Below are 18,503 nucleotides of genomic sequence, written 5' to 3'. Positions count from 1 at the left end.
GTGTACGTTTGGCGAGTAGGTAACAGCAATGGTCATGTCCAGCAAAAGGACGTCTCATAACAAGACGCAGCGACGCACCAGTCAAACACAAGACTTAGATAAAGAGGTAGATACAGACTTAGGGCGAGCGGCGGCACTGCGTGAGCTGCTGTCCCCAGTGCATCGCTGGCTCAACACTTTGTCGGTACGCAATCACTCTGAGCACACCTTAACGGCTTATTTTGCTGGGTTAAATCAGTTGGCGCTGTTTTTGTGGGGCAAGCGTCTGACATGGACGCGCTGCGACAAGCGCCAGTTGGCTCAGCATATCAGCCAGCGTCTCGATGAAGACAAGCTTGCCCTGGCCAGCGTCCAACAGGAGCTGTCCGCTATTCGCCATTTTTATGGTTGGCTGATAGAGGAGGGCATAGCCCGTATCAACCCAACCACTGGTTATCAGCTCAAACGCAGTGCCAGACCTCTACCATCTATCGCGGATGTTGATTTACTTACTCAATTGCTTGAGCAAGAAGTGCCCGATACTCCAGAGCAGGCGCGCCTTTGGTTACGTGATAAGGCGATGTTTGAGCTGCTCTATAGCAGTGGTCTTCGTGTCGGCGAGCTGGTGGCACTTGATGTGAGCGATATCGACTTGTCTGACTTACGCGTGCGCGTTACAGGAAAAGGCAACAAAACGCGTTTGCTACCGCTAGGGCGCAAAGCCGCTGAAGCCATACGCCGCTATCTGCCGCACCGTGAGCTGTGGGTTGAGCAGATGGACACCGCGCTGTTTATCAGCGAAAAGTTGGGCACTCGCCTATCGACCAGAGCGGTGCAGCAGCGTCTAAAAGTAGCCGCTGCCCGCGCTGGTATCGCCCAAAACATGTATCCACACTTGCTGCGTCACTGTTTTGCCTCACACATGCTCTCAGGCAGTGGTGACCTGCGTGCGGTACAAGAAATGCTCGGGCACAGTGATATCAGCACCACACAGATCTATACCCATGTTGATTTTGCCAAGCTCACGCAGGTTTATGACCGCGCTCATCCGCGTGCCACTCACACACAAGTTGATGGTGATACCGAGTAGGTTTGGCCTTATCTATAAGGTTCTATCGTCTTGTGCCTTGTGACGGCATTGCCCTATTAACAATTTAATCATCAAATTATTTGTCAGACGGCTTTATGCCAAACGATGACAGTCAAAAATCGGCAATTTTTGTCGTCCTTGCTGCTGTTGCGATTTGTCTAAAGACGCCATCACCATGGCATAGCGCTGGTTTTCTGTGGTGCTCATTTTTTGTAGCTTACTGTCATCGTAGCTGCTGAGCACCGTGCCATCATAGGCGGTGATGGCAGCATGTCCCCATGTCTGCCGTGTGTGACCGTCCTGGTAAGTGTGATCTCCTCCTTGCGCCGCCCCAATCACCATGCATTGACTGTCTAGTGCCCGTGCCCGTAGCAGCAGTGACCAATGCGCTTGCCCAGTCAGATAGGTAAAGGCTGAAGGAGCACTCAGCATATCTGCCCCAGCTTGACGCAGGCGCTGAGCCAACGCTGGAAAACGCAAATCAAAGCAGACCATCATACCCAGCTGGTAGACTGTATCCTCAGTCTCTAGCGGCGCTACGACGGTTTGGGTGCCAGGCTCAAAGGTCGCCGCTTCATTATAGCTGCCTGTTTTGTCAGCGACTGTCGCGGTAAACAGATGAATCTTGTCATAGCGAGCCACGCGCGTACCGTCAGGGGCAAACACTTGGCTGACTTGACGCAGCCTACCATCAGGGACGACTATACCATCAGGGCGATAAGGACAAGGCAATGAGCCTGCCAGCACATAGATACCATGAGTGCTGGCATAGCCTGCTATCGTCGATGATAGCTCATCGAAGCGCTCGGCTGTGGCAGACTGTTGCCCCATGCTACAGCAGTTTTCTGGTAGCACCACCATGTGAGCGCCTTGTTGGGCGGCGGCGCTAATGGCCGTCTCAATGTCTGCTAGGTTTTGCTCGATGTCCTGCTGGCTATTCATTTGAATGGCAGCGACGGCAAATGATTGGTCGTTCGCTTGGTTGTGGTTCATAGTATTCTCAATTGTGTTTTAGTTGTCGTTTGTTTTGGTGTTTATTTTAATATTGAGCTTTTGCAGGCTTTGCCAGTCGGCTGCGTCGGCATGCCAGCAATGATAGCGAAAACATTGATTTTAGAAGGTTTTATAGTAATAGTAAAATAAGCGTATCTGGGCTGGGTATAAATTATCGTAGCGAAATTGCAACAAAAAATGCTATCGTCGTGTCCTGTTAGGGCTAAATCATGATCTTAGCCAGTTGTTTATTGACTATCACCATCGTCGGAGTGTAATAAGCCACCCATGAGTATGTCGTTCGGATTGGCAACCACGCTGAGTACCTCACAAAAGCTGACCCCGCAGATGCAGCAAGCCATTAAGTTGCTGCAGCTCTCTAGTCTTGAGCTGGCGCAAGAGGTTCAGGCCAAGCTCGATAGCAATCCTCTGCTCGAACGCATCGAGGACGGTGAAGAATATGGCGACAGTGAGGGCTCTGACAGCGGCGCGAACGACAGTATGGAGACAGCTGAGCATAGCTTAACGCTTGATGACTGGAATCAGACGACGGCCACCGATGCGTTTAGTAGCACCGCAAAAAAGACGGACGAGTATGAGGCAGATAGTGGCGTAGACATAGACCGTTTGGAGACAGCTGGTCTGGAGACAAACGGCGCTCCTGCAGGTGATGATAATCTAAAGGACTTCGACGCAGCGGCCTACAATGATGATGACAATGTTACAGACTATCGTACAGATAACTATAGTGCCGATAATTATAATACCGATAACTATGCATCCGCCGCGAGCAGTCAGACGACCAGCAGCGCGCAGCACGCGAATGAGGACTTTGATAGCTATCAAGGGGGCACCTCTGCCACTATTCAAGACCATGTGCGCTGGCAATTAAACTTTAAGCGTTTATCAGACACCGATACCTTGATCGCTGAGTATTTGATCGACTCGATGGATGAGATGGGGTTTGTTCGGCTCGATATCGATGAGCTGTTACAGAGCTTGGATACCATGGCCAGCTTTTATCAGTGGGAGGAGCGGGTCGAGCGCGATGAGATACTGGCCGTGCTTCGTATTGTCCAGTCTTGCGATCCACTGGGCGTTGGCGCTCGTGATTTAAGCGAATGCCTTGCCCTGCAGCTCGCAAAGCTCGATCCCAGTACCGCATATCTAAAAGAAGCTCACGCGCTTTTATCTGCTAGTGAGTATCTGGTCAGCAATAATATCAAGGCATTGACTGAGTACACAGGGCTGACTTCTGAGGACATCATGCCTGCCTTGACGTTACTGCGCACATTGACCCCGCTACCAGGCGTCGTCTTTCAAAAAAACCAGCCCGACCATGCTCAGTCGCCAGACAGCTACGACATACCCGATGTGCTGGTCACGCCCATTCGTCGCCCTACGGGTTTGCCTGACGCGCAGGAGGCCGGCTGGCAAGTACGCCTAAACCCTGAGACGCTACCCAAGCTACGGGTCAATCAAGAGTACGCCAGCTTGGTCAAGCGCGGTGATGATAGCCCTGATAATCAGTACCTGCGTGACAACCTCACCGATGCCAGATTGTTTATCAGGAGTATCGAAGAGCGCAATCAAAACCTACTAAAAGTCGCGACCAGCATCGTGCATCATCAACAAGCGTTTTTGCAGCAGGGTGCCACCGCCATGCAGCCATTGGTTCTCAAAGTCATTGCCGATGAGGTCGGGCTGCACGAATCGACGGTCTCACGTTTGACCACCAGCAAAACCATCTTGACACCGCAGGGCTTATTTTCGCTTAAGCACTTTTTTTCTTCGCATGTCAGTAGCGCAGATGGTGATGTCTCATCGACCGCTATCAGCGCCATGATAAAACAGCTGATCGCCGACGAAGACCCCAAAAAGCCCTTATCAGACAGCCGTATCAAAGAGACGCTATTGGCGGATGGTATCGATATCGCTCGGCGTACGGTGGCCAAGTACCGTGAAGCGATGAATATCGGCTCGTCCACCCAGCGTAAACAAAAATATTAACGCATCTTTTTATCATCAAGCACTCATGTTCAGGCGCTTATTTTCGAATAGATATGTCTTCAGTCCATTTCATTTTATATGCTCAAAAACTAAAATAGCGCCGCTAGTATCACGATATGAGCGGCGTTATTTTTTTGCGTCAATATCAGCCATAGACCATGCTACTGTGTTGCTGCACTCTATATCTAGATATAAAAAATAAAATTTTTTGATTATATAGAAACTTGATAGAAACAACAGTTTTTATTACATTTAATTACAATTTAATGGCTTGCTACTACGCCGCTTTCATGACAAATTAGAGTCATACCAACAACGAAACCCAAGTACAAAATCTAAGAGTTTAACCTCAGTACGTATTTATAGAATGTATTTACCTTGACGGTATTTATCTTCATTAGCAACCAAAGAGACGATATAAGGATACGTTGATTTTTGCTAAAGATACTGGTGGCTAACGGTCTATCTATCAGAGGCATAGCTAACAAGGGTCTTAGATTTGATTAATGAGTTGTTGGTAAGGCAGGGTGATACAGGCAGGACGGCTATGTCATCTGTTGATTGTGAGTTATAAACAAAAGGACAATAATATGAATGTTTCTATCAGTGGTCATCATATCAGTGTTACCGAAGCCATGGACAAGGCAGTTCGCGAAAAGCTAGAAAAAGTAGAGCGACATTTTGATCAGATACAGAGTATTAAAGTGATACTATCGCTCGATAATAGCGGCGCCAGTGACGGCGGCATGAAGAGCCATAAGGCCGAAGCCATTATGCGAGTGGCGGGTCAAGAGATGTTTGTCCAAGCGTCTGAAGATGATATGTACAAAGCCATCAACGACATGGCAGACAAGCTCGATAGACAAGTCCGTAAGTACAAAACCCGTCAAGAGCGTAAGAAAACACAAGGGGCAGGGCGTGATGGACGTTATCAAGATGTGACGCCAGCCGAGATAGCGCCAGCGGTATGATCCTATTAAGGTCTAATAGGGCGTAGGACAACACAACTACTATTATAATGTCATTACCTTATTAGGCCTTAATTTCTTATAAACAAATAAACGGCATAAAAGAAAAGACCTTAGCTCATAAGTGCTAAGGTCTTTTTATTTTGTGCCATTTACTATATCAGAGCCGGTTGCTATATCAGAACTATTTAATCAGAGCCGTTTATTATCAGCATAGCGATTTTATATCGAACTGACGATACGTAACGGCAGAGTAAATAGCTATACGGTCGCTAAGACCTAGCCACCGCCGACGGCTTGTACCACTTCGATGCTCATGCCTTCTTTGACACGCATGCCAGCAAGCTCGCTTTTTGGTATCAGCTCGCCGTCGACTTCTACCGCATAGCGACCTTTACTCAGGCCAAGCTCATTGATGACCAGCTGCACCGTCTGGTGTGTGGTTTGTAGATGTTTACCATTGACACTAATAGTACTCATAACAGATGCTCCCTAACGCAGTCTTGTTCCTTTTATCGGCGCTGACATATGGGTCATACTATCAGTCGCCTTACTCTTTATCATTTTTTATCATGGCTATCAGCCCTGACAAGCTATTTTGCGGCCGCCGGCTTGATGGCAAACGCGGATATCGCCAGCCATAGCCAGCCTGCTATCATCAGTACGCCGCCGATAGGCGTGATAGCGCCAAACCAGCGCGGCGCGCCCAGCGTCATCGCATATAGGCTACCAGCAAATATGATAATACCGACTTGTAGCAGCCATGCGGGGGCTTGCGTCGCGTACCTTAGACGTATCAACATGCCGACGATCAGCAGACCGAGCGCATGGACAAATAAATACAGCGTTGCGGTATGCCACCACTCTAACTGCTGCAGGCTGACGAGGTTTTTTAGACCATGCGCGCCAAATGCCCCTAGAGCCACGGCAATGGCCATATTAATCGCCGCAATTCCTATCCAATTTACCATAGCAAAACTCGTGTTATGTACTGCATCATGCTCTGCACTATCTATTTCTCTGTACCATTTGCTGCCATGTACTCTGTACTGTCTATTGAATGTCATCAGGTAAGATAACGCTATCGATGGTCATGGCATCGCGAATCTTGTCCATGGCGTTTTTTTCGATCTGGCGTACGCGCTCCGCTGAGATAGAGTAGACTGCTGCCAGCTCATGCAAGGTGGATTTTTGCTCAGAAAGCCAGCGCTGCTCGACGATGTCACGTGAGCGATCATCCAATGTGCCCATCGCAGCAAGCAGTGCTGAGGAGTTGTTTTCTTCCCAGTCTTCTTCTTCGAGCTGTTCGGCGGGATCGATGCCATCTTCTAAAAACAACTGCGGCGCATAGCGGCCGTCGTCATCATCACTAGATTGTGCTTCAAATGAGGCGTCGTAAGAGGTCAGACGCGATTCCATCTCTAGCACTTGCTTACGCGTGACGTTTAAGTCCTTGGCAATAGCATCCGCTTCTTCTAGCGTCAGCTGGTTATTGGTTTTTTTTAAGCTGCGTAGATTAAAAAACAGCTTACGGTGCGCTTTGGTGGTGGCGACTTTGACGATACGCCAGTTACGAATCACAAACTCATGAATCTCTGCCTTGATCCAATGAACGGCAAAGGATACCAAACGTACGCCTTTATTAGGATCAAATCGTTTAACCGCCTTCATCAGCCCTAAGTTGCCTTCTTGAATCAAGTCCGCCTGCGGCAATCCGTAGCCTGAGTAGCTACGAGCAATATGAATGACAAAACGCAGATGTGACATGACCAATAAGCGCGCCGCTTCTACATCGCCTTCGTCATAGTAGCGATGCGCCAGCTCCTGCTCTTGGGTCGGTGTCAAGATGGGGATTTGATGAACAGTATTGATATAGGCACCCAAGTTGACGCCTGGCGCGGACAAGTGGGTCGGCATCGCAGGCACCAAGTCACGGGTGCTAGTGTCGCCAAGGGTGCGAGCGTCGTAGGGTGGCCGCTCGGCCGCGGCTTTTAGCGCCGCATCGCGTGCTTCATTTTTTATCGGCGCTGCCTCGTCTTTTTTACTCGTTTTTGCAGCATTATTAGAAGGATTAGCCATATTTTTGACCTTGGTTAAATAGTTAAGCAAATCGTCAGATAAAAATCTTTATAGTTGTAATTGTAAAGGATAGCCATCGTTAGTTGCTATCGGTTTTGGTAATGATGAAGTGATATATTGTATCGAAATGCGCGACAGATTTATCGTCATTGGCAGGTTGATGGGTCACTTCATGGACGCTTAAAGACAAGGGTGCTGCGCTGCCCGTTTGCTGGCTTTGGCGACAAAACGCGGTGATATCTGCTTGTGAATTGGGGTCAGTCGCTACCACATATAGCGACTCGCCTGCTGCCACCTCACGCAGAGCCACTTTGGTCTTTAATAAAGGCATCGGGCAGGCCAATCCGCGGCCGTCGACCAGTTTTTTTATCGTCAGGCGCGGCGGTGTCATGTCCAGCGGCGTATCGCTGATGAGTACTGCGTCACCCAGCAATCGTAGCAGCTCGCAGCTTTGCTGTTGCTCAGTTGCAGGCAAATCCGCCGCAAAGTAAATAACGTCAGAGGCGGGGCGGGTAATGGGCTGACTATCGGCAGACATAAACAAACCTTATCGTATGCGAGGGTTTTAACTTAAGAGGGGAGTGATGGCTTGTCATTATAACAAATAGCGCAAGGGCGATTGCAGTTGAATATAGTCAACGTCATATTCGGTTCATTAGAATGATAATGAGATAACGATTGCACAGTCATGTTGCACAATCGTGACGGTCTGCGTGGTGATTGGTAGTCACAAGCGCGGGACAATTGATTTTGCCCAAACAAGCTCGTATAGTCGAAACGATGTTAGGGTTTATTTGTATAGGATGCGCATTTGTTTCATTTTCATCAATCGCTCACAGGCCGTACAGTCGCCTATGAAGTAGCAAAGTCGCCGACTTTACTGACGCCTGATACTGTCTCTATCCATAGGCGCAGCGTGGCTCACCGGCTGTCCTTATCTATCCTATCAGCGGCGATATTGACCATATCGGCGATGACCGCTGTGACCCCTAAGAGTAGTCACGCCGCCGGCAATGATCTGCGTCAAGCGTCGTCTGCGCCTTATGATTCGTGGCAGTCCACCGACACACAAGAGCTAAGCTTGCCAAGCTTACGCGGGCAAGGGCTGAGCTTTGCTGAGCAGTATCAAAATAAGCTGCTCGGTGAGTGGTCATTACGCAATATCAATAAAAGCATCAAGATGGAGCATGATCCGTGGATACACGAGACCGTCAAAGACATGACATGGCGACTCAATGCGCAAGCAAGGCAGCAGGCACCGATGGGCTTGGTCATTATTGATAATCCAAGTATCAACGCTTTTGCCGCGCCAGGGGGCGTCATCGGTATCAACACGGGGACGATACTCGCCGCCAGTAGTATGGATGAGCTGGCAAGCGTCGTTGCTCACGAAGTCGCTCATATTAGTCAGCGCCACTATGAGAGCGGGGCAGACGAGCGCAAAAAAGCGCTACTGATGCAGATAGGTGGTATGCTGGCAGCCATTGCGGCGTCGGCGGTCGATGGAGATGCTGCCGCAGCCGTGATGATGGGGAGCCAGACTGCGACGATGAACAGCAGCATGGCGTTTAGCCGCAATAACGAGCGCGAGGCCGACCGTGTGGGTATGCAAATTATGACCCAAGCGAGCTATGATCCAAGGGCGATGCCAAGATTTTTTGCCACCATGAATCAGCAAAGCCAGCTCAATCAAGTTGAAAATCGATTTTTACCAAGCTTTGTGCGCTCGCATCCACTAAGCAACGAGCGTTTGAGCGAATCGCAAAGCCGAGCCCAGCACTATCCGCCTTTATCATTGTCCGAGCAGCAGCGCCACCAAGCACTGTTTGATCTGCTCTATTGGCGCGTACAGAGTACAGGTCAGCATGCGTCAGAAACGGTGCTGACGACAGCCGCCAAAAACAGCGTTGGGGCCAAGCTGGCATTGATGCACTGGTATGGTGAGCAGCAGCGCTTTGATGATGCCAATGAGGTACTTGCAGCACTAAACAAACTGCCCGCAGCTCAGCGTCAAGGGCTTGAGCCACTTTTATCGATTACTCATAGCCAGTTGTTAGCTGAGCAAGGCAATTGGGCGAAAGCGGCGGACATTTTGGCCAGCCAGCAGCGCCTATATCCTGAGCGCCGTGATTTGCGACTCTATTTGGCAGAAGCGCTGACCAATAGCAATCAGCCGCTCCAAGCGCAGGCATTACTCAAGCCTTTGACTCAGCAGCAGCCAAGTGACCGCTATGCGTGGCAAAGCCTGCAATTGGCTAACGAAAAACTGGCCAAAACCACCACCACACCAAAGCTGGCTAATATCGCCACCATCAATGCGCTGCGCTATCGCAGTCATGACCAGCTGTGGAGTGGGCGTTATGATGCCGCGCTTACCTCGTTGACACAAGCCAAGCAGCTGGCAGAGAATCTCCAAAACACTGCGCAAGCTGGTAGCGTGCGCCCACTACTGGCCAGTATTAATGCTGAAATCAAAAACGTAAAAACCGCCCAAGACTTTGAGCCTTAGGCGGTTACTGATTGGGGCGGTTACTGATGTAAATGCTCACTGAGATACAGCTGCTCGCGCGAAACCGTTATACTTAGATTTGCAGCGCTTAGCCTTGTAGCGCGTTTTTGACCAGCTTTGAGATGGTGGCAGGGTCGGCGCGGCCTGCTGTTTTGCTCTTTAGCGCGCCCATGACACTGCCCATATCGCGCATCGATGTTGCGCCTTGTGCTTGAATCTCTGCATTGACCAAGGCGGCAAGCTCGTCATCGTCCATCTGGGCAGGCATAAACTCATTAATGACATCGATCTCAAACTGTTCTTTGGCTGCCAAATCATCACGGCCATTTTCGGTAAAGATACCGAGTGACTCTTGGCGCTGTTTTAGCTGCTTTTGTAGTACCTCTAAGACGGCGGCATCGTCTAGCTCGGTCTGACGGTCGATTTCGATTTGTTTGACGACTGACTGCACGTTGCGTAGCACCTTAACGCGCTCGAGCTCACGCGCTTTCATAGAGGCTTTGATGCTGTCTGACAGTGTTTGTTTGAGTTGGCTCATTGTTATTATCCTTATGGGTTAGAGATTAGGGAAGCGTGCCATAAAAACAGCCTGCGTTGGTGTTTTTTATGGATATGGTTTATGAGTATAGTTTTATGAATACAGTATAAGCTGATAACAATATATCAATAATAATAACAAAAATTGTAGCACAAAAAACGCCACTGATATCGATCGATAGCAGTGGCGTTCCTGTAGCGCTGGTATTTAGCTAATCAAATAAGTGATTAGTACATACGAGTGGTACGAATGGTTTCGCGTTGCAATTTTTTCTTATAACGCTTTACAGCAGCGGCTTTTTTGCGCTTGCGTACTTGCGTTGGTTTTTCATAAAACTCACGCTTACGTACGTCTGATAGTACGCCGGCTTTTTCACAAGCACGTTTGAAACGACGGATAGCGATGTCAACTGGTTCGTTTTCTTTAACCTTAACTGCAGGCATGAAGACTCCTTGATTAGGATGAGATATAAGGGCATTAGTTTGGCTGTATAGTAGTATTTAGCCGTAATATCTCAAGATTACCGGCATCAGCTCAAACTAGGACAATTTTGTGCTAGAGCACAAGGGCGAGTATTTTAATAAAAAATAGTAGTAAAGTCAATGGTTTTTGCTGATTAATCCATAATTATCATTAAGTTGCGCCCTTTTTATCCACTGGTACAGTATAGCGGCGTCATGAATACCAAACAAAAGCGAATGACGCCGTGAGAAGGCTTGATTGGTCAGTGCAAGGTGAGATGGACTATATGCATCAGTAGAGCTGCTTTTGGCAGGTGTGGCCATCAAGAAAAAACCCTACTGTCTATAACGGTTTGGGTAGAGTTTATGCTATGATTATTTGCATCATATCAATCGTTTTATGTGCACTTTATTGAGGATGTTGCAATGAAAAAATCAGTACTAAATACGGCGCTAAGCACCGCATTTGTCGTCGCTTTAGGCTTTGGTATCAGCGCGTGTAGTGGCGACAAAGAAGGCGAGTCGCATCAAGTGTTGGCCAAAGACCGTGTCGATGAGGCCTCTGAGCTTGCCCGTAGCAACGCTCCTGCAGCTGAACAGATGGATTTCCCCGAGACAGCGCCGATGGCGACAGAAAGCACTGATGCTGAAAGTACCGATGCCGAAAGTACAGACGCCCAAGATGAGGCGACAGATGCTGGCACTGCTGAGGCCGCTGCTACCGATAGCGCAGCTGACATGGCAGCTAGTGATGCGGAAGCAGACGCCGATGCTGAGCCTGCGACCGACGAATAACGCTCTTTTGGCGATCTATCAGTGTATGCGCTGTCGTCGGCAGCCATCGACATACAATAGCAAATAGAGGTGTGATCATGATGAACAAACCACAGCGTATAAATACATTGACCGTATCGGCCATCAGTATCAGTGCATTATTGATGCTAAGCGCTTGTAGTGATAATAACACTACCGAGCCGCCCGCGGATTCGCCTGCCGAAACGAGCACGGCAGTAGAGGAGGCACCTGCCGCCGCGCCTGAAGCGCCTGAACCGCAGACGTCTGAGCCAGCCGTGCCGGCAGAAGCGCCAGCAACGACGACAGCTGAACCGGCCGAAGCAGTCGAGCCACCAACCCCAGATGAGCCTGAAGTGTTGGCAGCTGATGCAGGGGCGAAGCTATACGAGTCCAACTGTAAAGTCTGCCACGAAGCAGGTCTGCTCGATGCACCAAAATACGGTGATAAAGCAGCATGGACGCCCCGCCTTGCTAAAGGTATAGATACGCTACATATGCACTCAGCGCAGGGCTTTAACAAGATGCCCGCGCAGGCGACTGACAAAGTAAGCGAAGCGGAGGTCTATGCAGCGGTTGATTATATGGTAGCTGCCGTGAGCTGATTTAGGCGATATGAGCCATTGAAATTTGCTAAACTGGCCGTCATTGTGATAGACAATGGCGGTTTTTTTTGTGCAAGTGCTTAGATAGAGAGTCGCAGATAAAAGCGTGGTCAAAACCAACACGCAGACCAAGGTATGATAAAGGCAAAAATATGAAGGTATTGGGTTTAGAGACGTCTTGTGATGAGACGGGGCTGGCGATCTTTGACAGTGAGCAAATGGATAGCGACAATCAAGGTTTGGTCGGGCAGGTGCTGTATTCACAAATAGAGCTGCACGCCCTTTACGGCGGCGTGGTACCCGAGCTTGCCAGCCGCGATCATATTCGCAAACTGGTGCCATTGCTCAATGAGCTACTCGAGCAGTGCGATGTCAAAAAAAGCGAGCTCGATGCCGTCGCGTATACCAAAGGCCCAGGCCTAATCGGCGCGCTGATGACGGGCGCGCTATTTGGTCGCAGCTTGGCATATGGCTTGGATATCCCTGCGATAGGGGTCCATCATATGGAAGGGCATCTGCTGGCGCCGCTGATGGGTGCCAATCCACCAGCGTTTCCGTTTGTCTCGCTACTGGTATCTGGCGGGCACACGCAGCTGATCGCCGCACAGGGTATTGGACAATATGAAATCCTAGGTGAGTCCATCGACGATGCCGCGGGTGAGTGCTTTGATAAAGCGGCAAAAATGCTCGGCCTGCCGTATCCTGGCGGCCCTAATATCGCTAAATTAGCCGAAAATGGCGATCCCAGTGCTTATGACTTGCCGCGTCCGATGCTGCATCGTGGTCTGGATTTTTCTTTTAGCGGTATGAAAACAGCGGTGCATAATCTTATCAAAGACACTGCTGGCTCTGATAGCGACCCACAAGTGCGCGCCGATATTGCCGCCAGCTTCCAACATGCCATGGTCGATACGCTAGTCAAAAAATGCGTGAAGGCGTTAAAACAAGTAGAGATGAGTCGCCTAGTGATCGCAGGCGGTGTCAGTGCCAATACGCACTTGCGGGAGACCTTGGAGCGCGAGCTGGCCAAGATCAATGCCACCGTGCATTACGCGCCGCCAGCGTTATGTACTGACAATGGCGCGATGATTGCTTACGCTGGCTTTGAGCGCCTGCAAGCAGGGCAGGCCGATGATCTAGCCGTCAGCTGCGTACCGCGTTGGCCGATGACGGAACTGCCTGCGGTGTAATGTTTAGCAGCCATATACAGTTTAAAAGCCATACAAAGGAAGGATAATCTATGCAGTGGCTTGCCATCGGTTTGGGAGCAGCACTTGGCGCTTGCCTGCGGGCGTGGCTGTCGCGTTTTAATCCCGTACATAGCTGGATACCGCTTGGTACGCTTGGCGCGAATGTGTTGGGCGGTCTGCTAATTGGTCTGGCGCTGGTATGGTTTGAGCGTATGGGGAGCCATTTGCCTGATCATGTACGGGTATTTGTGATAACTGGGTTTTTGGGCGGGCTGACCACCTTTAGTACCTTTAGTGCTGAGGTATTTGGATTTATCCATGATGGGCGGCTGTTGGCAGGTCTGGTGTTGATTGGTCTGCACGTTGGGCTGACACTGCTGGCGACTGCGATTGGCTTTTACTTTTTTAAGTTGGTTTTGTGAGCTTTGCTAGATATTACTTGCTTGATGGTCTGATATAAGTGGTTCTATTATACCAGTCTGTTTTAAGTGGTCTGTTAATAGGTTTGAAGGGTGAAATGACTGGTTCCGCTAGGGTATACCCAGAATCACCCGTTTTTAGCTTTCCGAATTCTTGCCATCTGATAGGCATTAACATACTCGCCATTGCGATAAGCATAATCCACCATTTCACCTTCTATCATAAAGCCCAAGCTTTTATATAAACCAATGCCTCCGGTGTTATCGGTATAGGTAGTAATCTCAATACGTTTTATATCCAGCCAATTATCGCCCAAATCTAGCGCTGCAGTTATAAGCGCTCGCCCCACACCCTTACCTTGTGACGCGGACTTCACGCTGACCCCAAAACTTGCTACATGGCGTCGACGTTTTGATATCATGGTCTCAAGCCCTAGACACCCTACTACTTCACCCTCAACTTCAGCCACCAGAAAATACGTATTTTCAGATATATCCGCCAGTCGTTTACGCCATAAGGTCTTGGACGGCATAGGCAATTGCAAAGTATTTGCATATAATGCTTCATCTGCATGAATGGCTTGCAACGCTTCTGCATCTTCTGGCTCGGCATGACGTATTTCAATTTTCATTATATTTATCCTTAAATACGAATTGTTGTGTAACTTGCACGTTGAACCGCCCCGGGATTATCAGAGACTCAACTCTCTGAGATATAGCATATAGTTCGATGCCTGTATAGCGCATCGATTACGAATAGAGTGTGTATGGCAGGTACACAACGAAGTACACTGCGACTATTTCAGTGAGCAAAATCACTGATACCATTAGCCTACAGCCAAACGTTCAAGTCCTCACTAGGGTACCGAACTTTTACCCATAAAGAGTGATTATGGTAAATAAAACTTTAAACCGGCTTTACAATCCCTTCCAATAAACTCGCAAATCCCTGCATATACGCCATATCTTGACTCGCTGTACGCGTTGCGGCATATAGCTGACAATGCACGCCGTCCCCCAATGGACGAGATACCACCCAGCCTTTTTTCTCATACTCCGCCACCACCCAATCAGGGAGAGCCGCAACTCCGCGCTCACTGGCGACCAGCTGTATCAGCATCGCCGTCAGCTCTGTGGTACGGACATTTTTGAAACTCACATCGCTTGGGGTCATAAAGCCTGCGATGATATCGAGGCGTTTGGCTTCGACGGGATAAGCGATCAAGGTTTCATCGATTAAGTCATGAGGCGCGATAAAGTCTTGCGCCGCCAAGTCATGCGTGGGCGACAGTACCAAACGGCTCTCATACTCAAATAGCGGCTGATAGCTGATACCCTCTATCGGCAAATCACTGGTGGTGATAAGCAGATCAATATCGCCCTCCATCAATAGATGATGCGGCTCCGGCTCAAACCCTGTGGCAAAGTCCAGCTCGACATCCGACCACTCACGGCGATACTGATTGAGTATCGGCATCAGCCAATCAAAGCAGCTATGGCACTCAGAGGCCAGACGCAAACGACCAGCTTGCCCATGGGCGAGGCGTTTTAGGTTGGATTTGGTGCGGGTGACTTGCGGTAGGATGCTGTCGGCCAATGCCAGCACTATCTTGCCTGCTGGGGTAAAGCTCAGCGGGCGCGTGCGGCGATTGACGAGGCTGACATCATAATAGTTTTCCAGCTCTTTTAGCTGATGCGAGACGGCAGAGGCGGTGACATGCAGCTCATCGGCCGCCGCAGCCAGCGAGCCATGCGCGCGCAGTGCCGTCAATGTATTGAGATGACGAAGCTCTAACATAAGATAACCTAAGCACTTGAGTGAGAAAAATTCATTATAAACAATCTATCAGTGAATTCCACTCAAATATTTCTATCAAGTGCTTGCTATTAGCCAGCCTTCAACGTCTAGCGTCGCCGTAATAATAGCTGTGAGATGACGACCAGTACCAAAGAGGCTACCAGTAGTAACGTACCGATGGCGTTGACCTCAGGTTTGAGGCCGACGCGTACCATCGAATAAATCCGCAGCGGCAAAATCTCATAGCTAGGCCCTGTGACAAAGGTCGACACCACCACATCATCGAGTGATAAGGTAAAGGCGAGCAACCAACCTGCCATCACCGCTGGCAAAATCACTGGAATCAGGACGGTGCGTACCATGGTCGATTCACTAGCGCCCAAGTCGCGTGCCGCTTCCATCAAGCGCTCATCCAAGCTGCTCAGGCGTGCAAACACGGTGATGACCACAAAGGGCAAGCAAAAGGTGATATGGGCGAGCAGCAGCGAGACAAAGCCTAACTGCAGACCAATTAACAAAAATAAGGCCAATAGTGAAATCGCAAGGACAATCTCAGGCGACATCATCAGTACAAATAGCAGCCCGTTTAACAAGCCTTTGCCGCGAAAGTCGTAACGATGTAGGGCAAGAGCGGTGAGCGTGCCGATTAAGGTTGAGACGGTGGCGGCAACCAAACCCAAGACGATAGAATGCCAAAATGCATCGAGCATCGCTTGGTTGTTGAATAGCGACTCGTACCATTTGAGGCTAAAGCCGCCCCAGTTGTAGCCGATTTTTGATTTATTAAATGACATCACCACCAAGACGATAATGGGCAGATATAGCAAAGCATAAATCAGACCAAGATAGCCTTTGGCCGCGATACTGCCGAGGCTCGGCGGTTTGATGTGGCGTTGGTTATTAGGCATTAGGCCACCTCATTAAAATCAGTCTTACCAATGCGGTGGCTACTGGCACGATAAGCGAGCAATAGCACGGCCATCGCCAGTGTCAACAGCACGCTTGCCGCTGCCCCAAAGGGCCAATCACGCGCGTCCAAAAACTGGTTTTTGATGATATTGCCAACGAGCAGGTTACGCGAGCCGCCCAGTACGTCCGCCACATAAAACATCCCCATCGCAGGCAGCAGCACCAAGAGCACCCCTGAGATAATCCCAGGCGTGGTCAGTGGCAGCACCACGTGCCAAAAAGTCTGGGTTTTCGACGCACCCAAGTCTTGCGAGGCCAGCAGCATGTCATTGCGCAGATCGGTAAAGACCGCATACAGCGGCAGCACCATAAACGGAAACAGCAAATACGTCAGGCCTGCTATCACCGCGCCTTGCGTGTACAAGATATCGATAGGCGCGTCGATGATACCCAGCGTCAGTAGGGACTTATTGATCAAACCATTATTGGCAAACAATAATTTGAGCGCATAAGTCCGCACCAAAGAGTTGGTCCAAAACGGCAAAATTAAAAGCATCATCAGCAGCGGCTGCCAGCGCGTCTGGGCTTTGGAGACCAGCCAAGCAAACGGATAGCCGAGTAATAAACAAATCACCGTGGTGATACCAGCCATCCAGAGGGAGTGGACAAACACCTCAAAATACAGCGGATCCACCATACGTATATAGCTGTCGATATTGACAGGCAGGCTGATAAAGGCGCTGCTATCACGGGTCAAAAAACTGACCGCGATGACCAAGATATTTGGCAATAAAGCAAATATCAGCAGCCAACCCCAGATGAGCCATAGCGTTGCAGTACGAAACGGGCTTTTATTACCCAAGTTAAAACGGCTAGTACGCGCCATTAGCTGACATCCTTTTGTATGGCTGTTTTTTGTATAGCCACGCTTTGCTCAGGCGCTTGTGGTTCTGTTAAATGGTCTTCGGGCAATACCCACTCCCAGCCATCGACCCACGCCACCTTGACCGCTTCATTGAGCTTATAATCAAAGCTAGGGTCGTCTTCATCAAAAAACTCAGAGGCTTTGATGATATGACCATTGGCCAGCTCGATAATCGAGTCTAAGGTACTGCCTTTATAGTTACTCTCGATGACACGGCCCAGCAAGCCTGCATGGCTGTCGTCTTTGGGATCATAAATGCGTAAGTCTTCAGGGCGCAGCAGTAGGTTGACGATGTCGCCTACTTGTACATCGTTGGCAAAAGCAGGACGACGTAGATTACGCAATGTGGCTTTACCTTCTTGCACCTGCGCTTCACAAACTTCGACCTCGATGCGGCCATTGGTCACGCGTCCATCACGATCTGGCTGATCGGGGTACACGCCTTTGACCTCTGCCTTAAACAGATTGGTCTCACCGATAAATTTGGCCGTAAATAGATTGGCAGGGGTTTCATAAATCTCGATCGGCGTACCGATTTGCTGAAACTTGCCGTCTTTCATCACCGCGATACGGTCGGACATCGACAGTGCTTCTTCTTGATCATGAGTGACAAAAACAAAGGTAATGCCAAGCTCGCGCTGCAAGCGTTTGAGCTCTGACTGCATCTGCAGACGCAGCTTGTGATCGAGCGCCGATAAAGGCTCATCGAGTAACAGTAGTTTGGGGCGATTGATGACCGCGCGCGCAATGGCCACGCGCTGCTGCTGACCGCCAGACAGATCTTGCGGGCGACGATTGGCAAGGTGCTCTAGCTGCACCATTGCCAGCATCTCACGTACCCGCGACCGAATCTCGTCTTTGGGGACTTTTTTGAGCTTAAGGCCATAGGCGACGTTTTGCGCGACGCTCATATGCGGAAACAGCGCATACTGCTGAAACACGGTGTTGACCGGACGTTTATCCGCGGACAGCCCTGCCATCTGCACGCCGTCTAGATAAATCGCCCCTGCCGTCGGCTGCTCAAACCCCGCGATTAAACGTAGCAGCGTGGTCTTGCCGCAGCCTGACGGGCCAAGCAGGGTCAAAAACTCACCATGCTGGATATCAAGATTGATGTCTTTTAAGACCTCAGTTTGATCGTAGGTTTTTTGTAGGCCAGTCAGTTGTAGCAGTACAGTGTCTGATGACGCAGGGTTGGTATGCGTGTTTGCTAAAGATTGGGTCATAAATCTGGTTCC

General features: G+C 49.7%; 20 protein-coding genes. 8 read left to right on the top strand and 12 right to left on the bottom strand.

From position 1 onward, the window contains the following. The first annotated feature begins 28 nt into the window (after positions 1-28). Positions 29-1,069, top strand: a complete 1,041-nt coding sequence (locus AADH33_RS11735; RefSeq protein WP_348548984.1) for a tyrosine recombinase XerC — start codon at positions 29-31, stop codon at positions 1,067-1,069. Positions 1,070-1,162: 93 nt separating this feature from the next. Here AADH33_RS11735 and AADH33_RS11730 read toward each other — a convergent pair whose 3' ends face one another. Beyond that, positions 1,163-2,062, bottom strand: a complete 900-nt coding sequence (locus AADH33_RS11730) for a carbon-nitrogen hydrolase family protein (RefSeq protein WP_348548983.1) — start codon at positions 2,060-2,062, stop codon at positions 1,163-1,165. A gap of 288 nt (positions 2,063-2,350) precedes the next feature. On the opposite strand from AADH33_RS11730, the gene rpoN reads away from it, so the two are divergent. Both rpoN and raiA read left to right on the top strand, forming a co-directional pair. Further along, the gene (rpoN, locus tag AADH33_RS11725) at positions 2,351-4,072 is read left to right on the top strand and encodes an RNA polymerase factor sigma-54 (protein WP_348548982.1); all 1,722 of its coding nucleotides are present in this window, start codon (positions 2,351-2,353) and stop codon (positions 4,070-4,072) included. A 590-nt stretch (positions 4,073-4,662) separates the two neighbouring features. Next, positions 4,663-5,043, top strand: coding sequence for a ribosome hibernation-promoting factor, HPF/YfiA family (gene raiA / locus AADH33_RS11720; RefSeq protein WP_075101832.1), 381 nt, complete (start codon positions 4,663-4,665; stop codon positions 5,041-5,043). A gap of 276 nt (positions 5,044-5,319) precedes the next feature. On the opposite strand, the gene thiS is transcribed toward raiA, so the two are convergent. From thiS to AADH33_RS11700, 4 genes are all read right to left on the bottom strand, one after another. Then, positions 5,320-5,520: a sulfur carrier protein ThiS gene (gene thiS / locus AADH33_RS11715; protein ID WP_075101831.1), complete on the bottom strand. Its 201-nt coding sequence runs from the start codon at positions 5,518-5,520 to the stop codon at positions 5,320-5,322. A 113-nt stretch (positions 5,521-5,633) separates the two neighbouring features. Continuing rightward, positions 5,634-6,011 carry a DUF423 domain-containing protein gene (locus tag AADH33_RS11710; protein WP_348548981.1) on the bottom strand — a complete coding sequence of 126 codons (378 nt, stop codon included), beginning with the start codon at positions 6,009-6,011 and terminating at the stop codon, positions 5,634-5,636. 82 nt (positions 6,012-6,093) lie between these two features. Then, positions 6,094-6,957 (bottom strand): RNA polymerase sigma factor RpoH, encoded by an 864-nt coding sequence (gene rpoH, locus AADH33_RS11705; protein ID WP_198335748.1) that lies wholly within the window; start codon positions 6,955-6,957, stop codon positions 6,094-6,096. 241 nt (positions 6,958-7,198) lie between these two features. Further along, positions 7,199-7,657 (bottom strand): sulfurtransferase TusA family protein, encoded by a 459-nt coding sequence (locus AADH33_RS11700; protein WP_348548980.1) that lies wholly within the window; start codon positions 7,655-7,657, stop codon positions 7,199-7,201. A gap of 273 nt (positions 7,658-7,930) precedes the next feature. Here AADH33_RS11700 and AADH33_RS11695 point away from each other — a divergent pair, with 273 nt between their 5' ends. Beyond that, positions 7,931-9,628: a M48 family metalloprotease gene (locus AADH33_RS11695; protein ID WP_348548979.1), complete on the top strand. Its 1,698-nt coding sequence runs from the start codon at positions 7,931-7,933 to the stop codon at positions 9,626-9,628. An 88-nt stretch (positions 9,629-9,716) separates the two neighbouring features. Here AADH33_RS11695 and AADH33_RS11690 read toward each other — a convergent pair whose 3' ends face one another. Beyond that, entirely contained in the window at positions 9,717-10,166 is a 450-nt protein-coding gene (locus AADH33_RS11690) for a GatB/YqeY domain-containing protein (RefSeq protein WP_317053002.1), read from the bottom strand. Between the two features lie 227 nt (positions 10,167-10,393). Next, positions 10,394-10,609, bottom strand: coding sequence for a 30S ribosomal protein S21 (gene rpsU, locus AADH33_RS11685; protein ID WP_010195908.1), 216 nt, complete (start codon positions 10,607-10,609; stop codon positions 10,394-10,396). 444 nt (positions 10,610-11,053) lie between these two features. Between rpsU and AADH33_RS11680 the strand changes: the two genes are divergently transcribed. From AADH33_RS11680 to crcB, 4 genes are all read left to right on the top strand, one after another. Then, positions 11,054-11,422, top strand: a complete 369-nt coding sequence (locus AADH33_RS11680) for a hypothetical protein (protein ID WP_075101826.1) — start codon at positions 11,054-11,056, stop codon at positions 11,420-11,422. 77 nt (positions 11,423-11,499) lie between these two features. Beyond that, on the top strand, positions 11,500-12,024 hold the full coding sequence (locus AADH33_RS11675) for a c-type cytochrome (protein ID WP_348548978.1): 525 nt from the start codon (positions 11,500-11,502) through the stop codon (positions 12,022-12,024). Between the two features lie 152 nt (positions 12,025-12,176). Further along, positions 12,177-13,214, top strand: coding sequence for a tRNA (adenosine(37)-N6)-threonylcarbamoyltransferase complex transferase subunit TsaD (gene tsaD, locus AADH33_RS11670; protein WP_348548977.1), 1,038 nt, complete (start codon positions 12,177-12,179; stop codon positions 13,212-13,214). 50 nt (positions 13,215-13,264) lie between these two features. Beyond that, entirely contained in the window at positions 13,265-13,636 is a 372-nt protein-coding gene (gene crcB / locus AADH33_RS11665) for a fluoride efflux transporter CrcB (RefSeq protein WP_348548976.1), read from the top strand. Positions 13,637-13,761: 125 nt separating this feature from the next. On the opposite strand, the gene AADH33_RS11660 is transcribed toward crcB, so the two are convergent. The 5 genes from AADH33_RS11660 to potA all read right to left on the bottom strand — a co-directional run bounded on the left by AADH33_RS11660 (position 13,762) and on the right by potA (position 18,491). Next, complete coding sequence (locus tag AADH33_RS11660; protein WP_348548975.1) at positions 13,762-14,265, bottom strand: GNAT family N-acetyltransferase; 504 nt, start codon at positions 14,263-14,265, stop codon at positions 13,762-13,764. 275 nt (positions 14,266-14,540) lie between these two features. Continuing rightward, on the bottom strand, positions 14,541-15,431 hold the full coding sequence (locus tag AADH33_RS11655; protein ID WP_100748798.1) for a LysR family transcriptional regulator: 891 nt from the start codon (positions 15,429-15,431) through the stop codon (positions 14,541-14,543). Positions 15,432-15,538: 107 nt separating this feature from the next. After that, complete coding sequence (gene potC / locus AADH33_RS11650) at positions 15,539-16,339, bottom strand: spermidine/putrescine ABC transporter permease PotC (RefSeq protein WP_100748799.1); 801 nt, start codon at positions 16,337-16,339, stop codon at positions 15,539-15,541. Then, entirely contained in the window at positions 16,339-17,226 is an 888-nt protein-coding gene (potB, locus tag AADH33_RS11645) for a spermidine/putrescine ABC transporter permease PotB (RefSeq protein WP_348548974.1), read from the bottom strand. The genes potC and potB overlap by 1 nt, the downstream gene beginning before the upstream one ends. After that, positions 17,226-18,491 carry a spermidine/putrescine ABC transporter ATP-binding protein PotA gene (gene potA, locus AADH33_RS11640; protein WP_243456217.1) on the bottom strand — a complete coding sequence of 422 codons (1,266 nt, stop codon included), beginning with the start codon at positions 18,489-18,491 and terminating at the stop codon, positions 17,226-17,228. The genes potB and potA overlap by 1 nt, the downstream gene beginning before the upstream one ends. Between the last annotated feature and the right edge of the window lie 12 nt (positions 18,492-18,503).

It is taken from the genome of Psychrobacter sp. KFRI-CH2-11 (assembly GCF_038239325.1).
GTDB classification, from domain to species: domain Bacteria; phylum Pseudomonadota; class Gammaproteobacteria; order Pseudomonadales; family Moraxellaceae; genus Psychrobacter; species Psychrobacter celer.
Note: the sequence above shows the minus strand (reverse complement) of the source record. Positions and strands in the feature narration are given on the sequence as shown.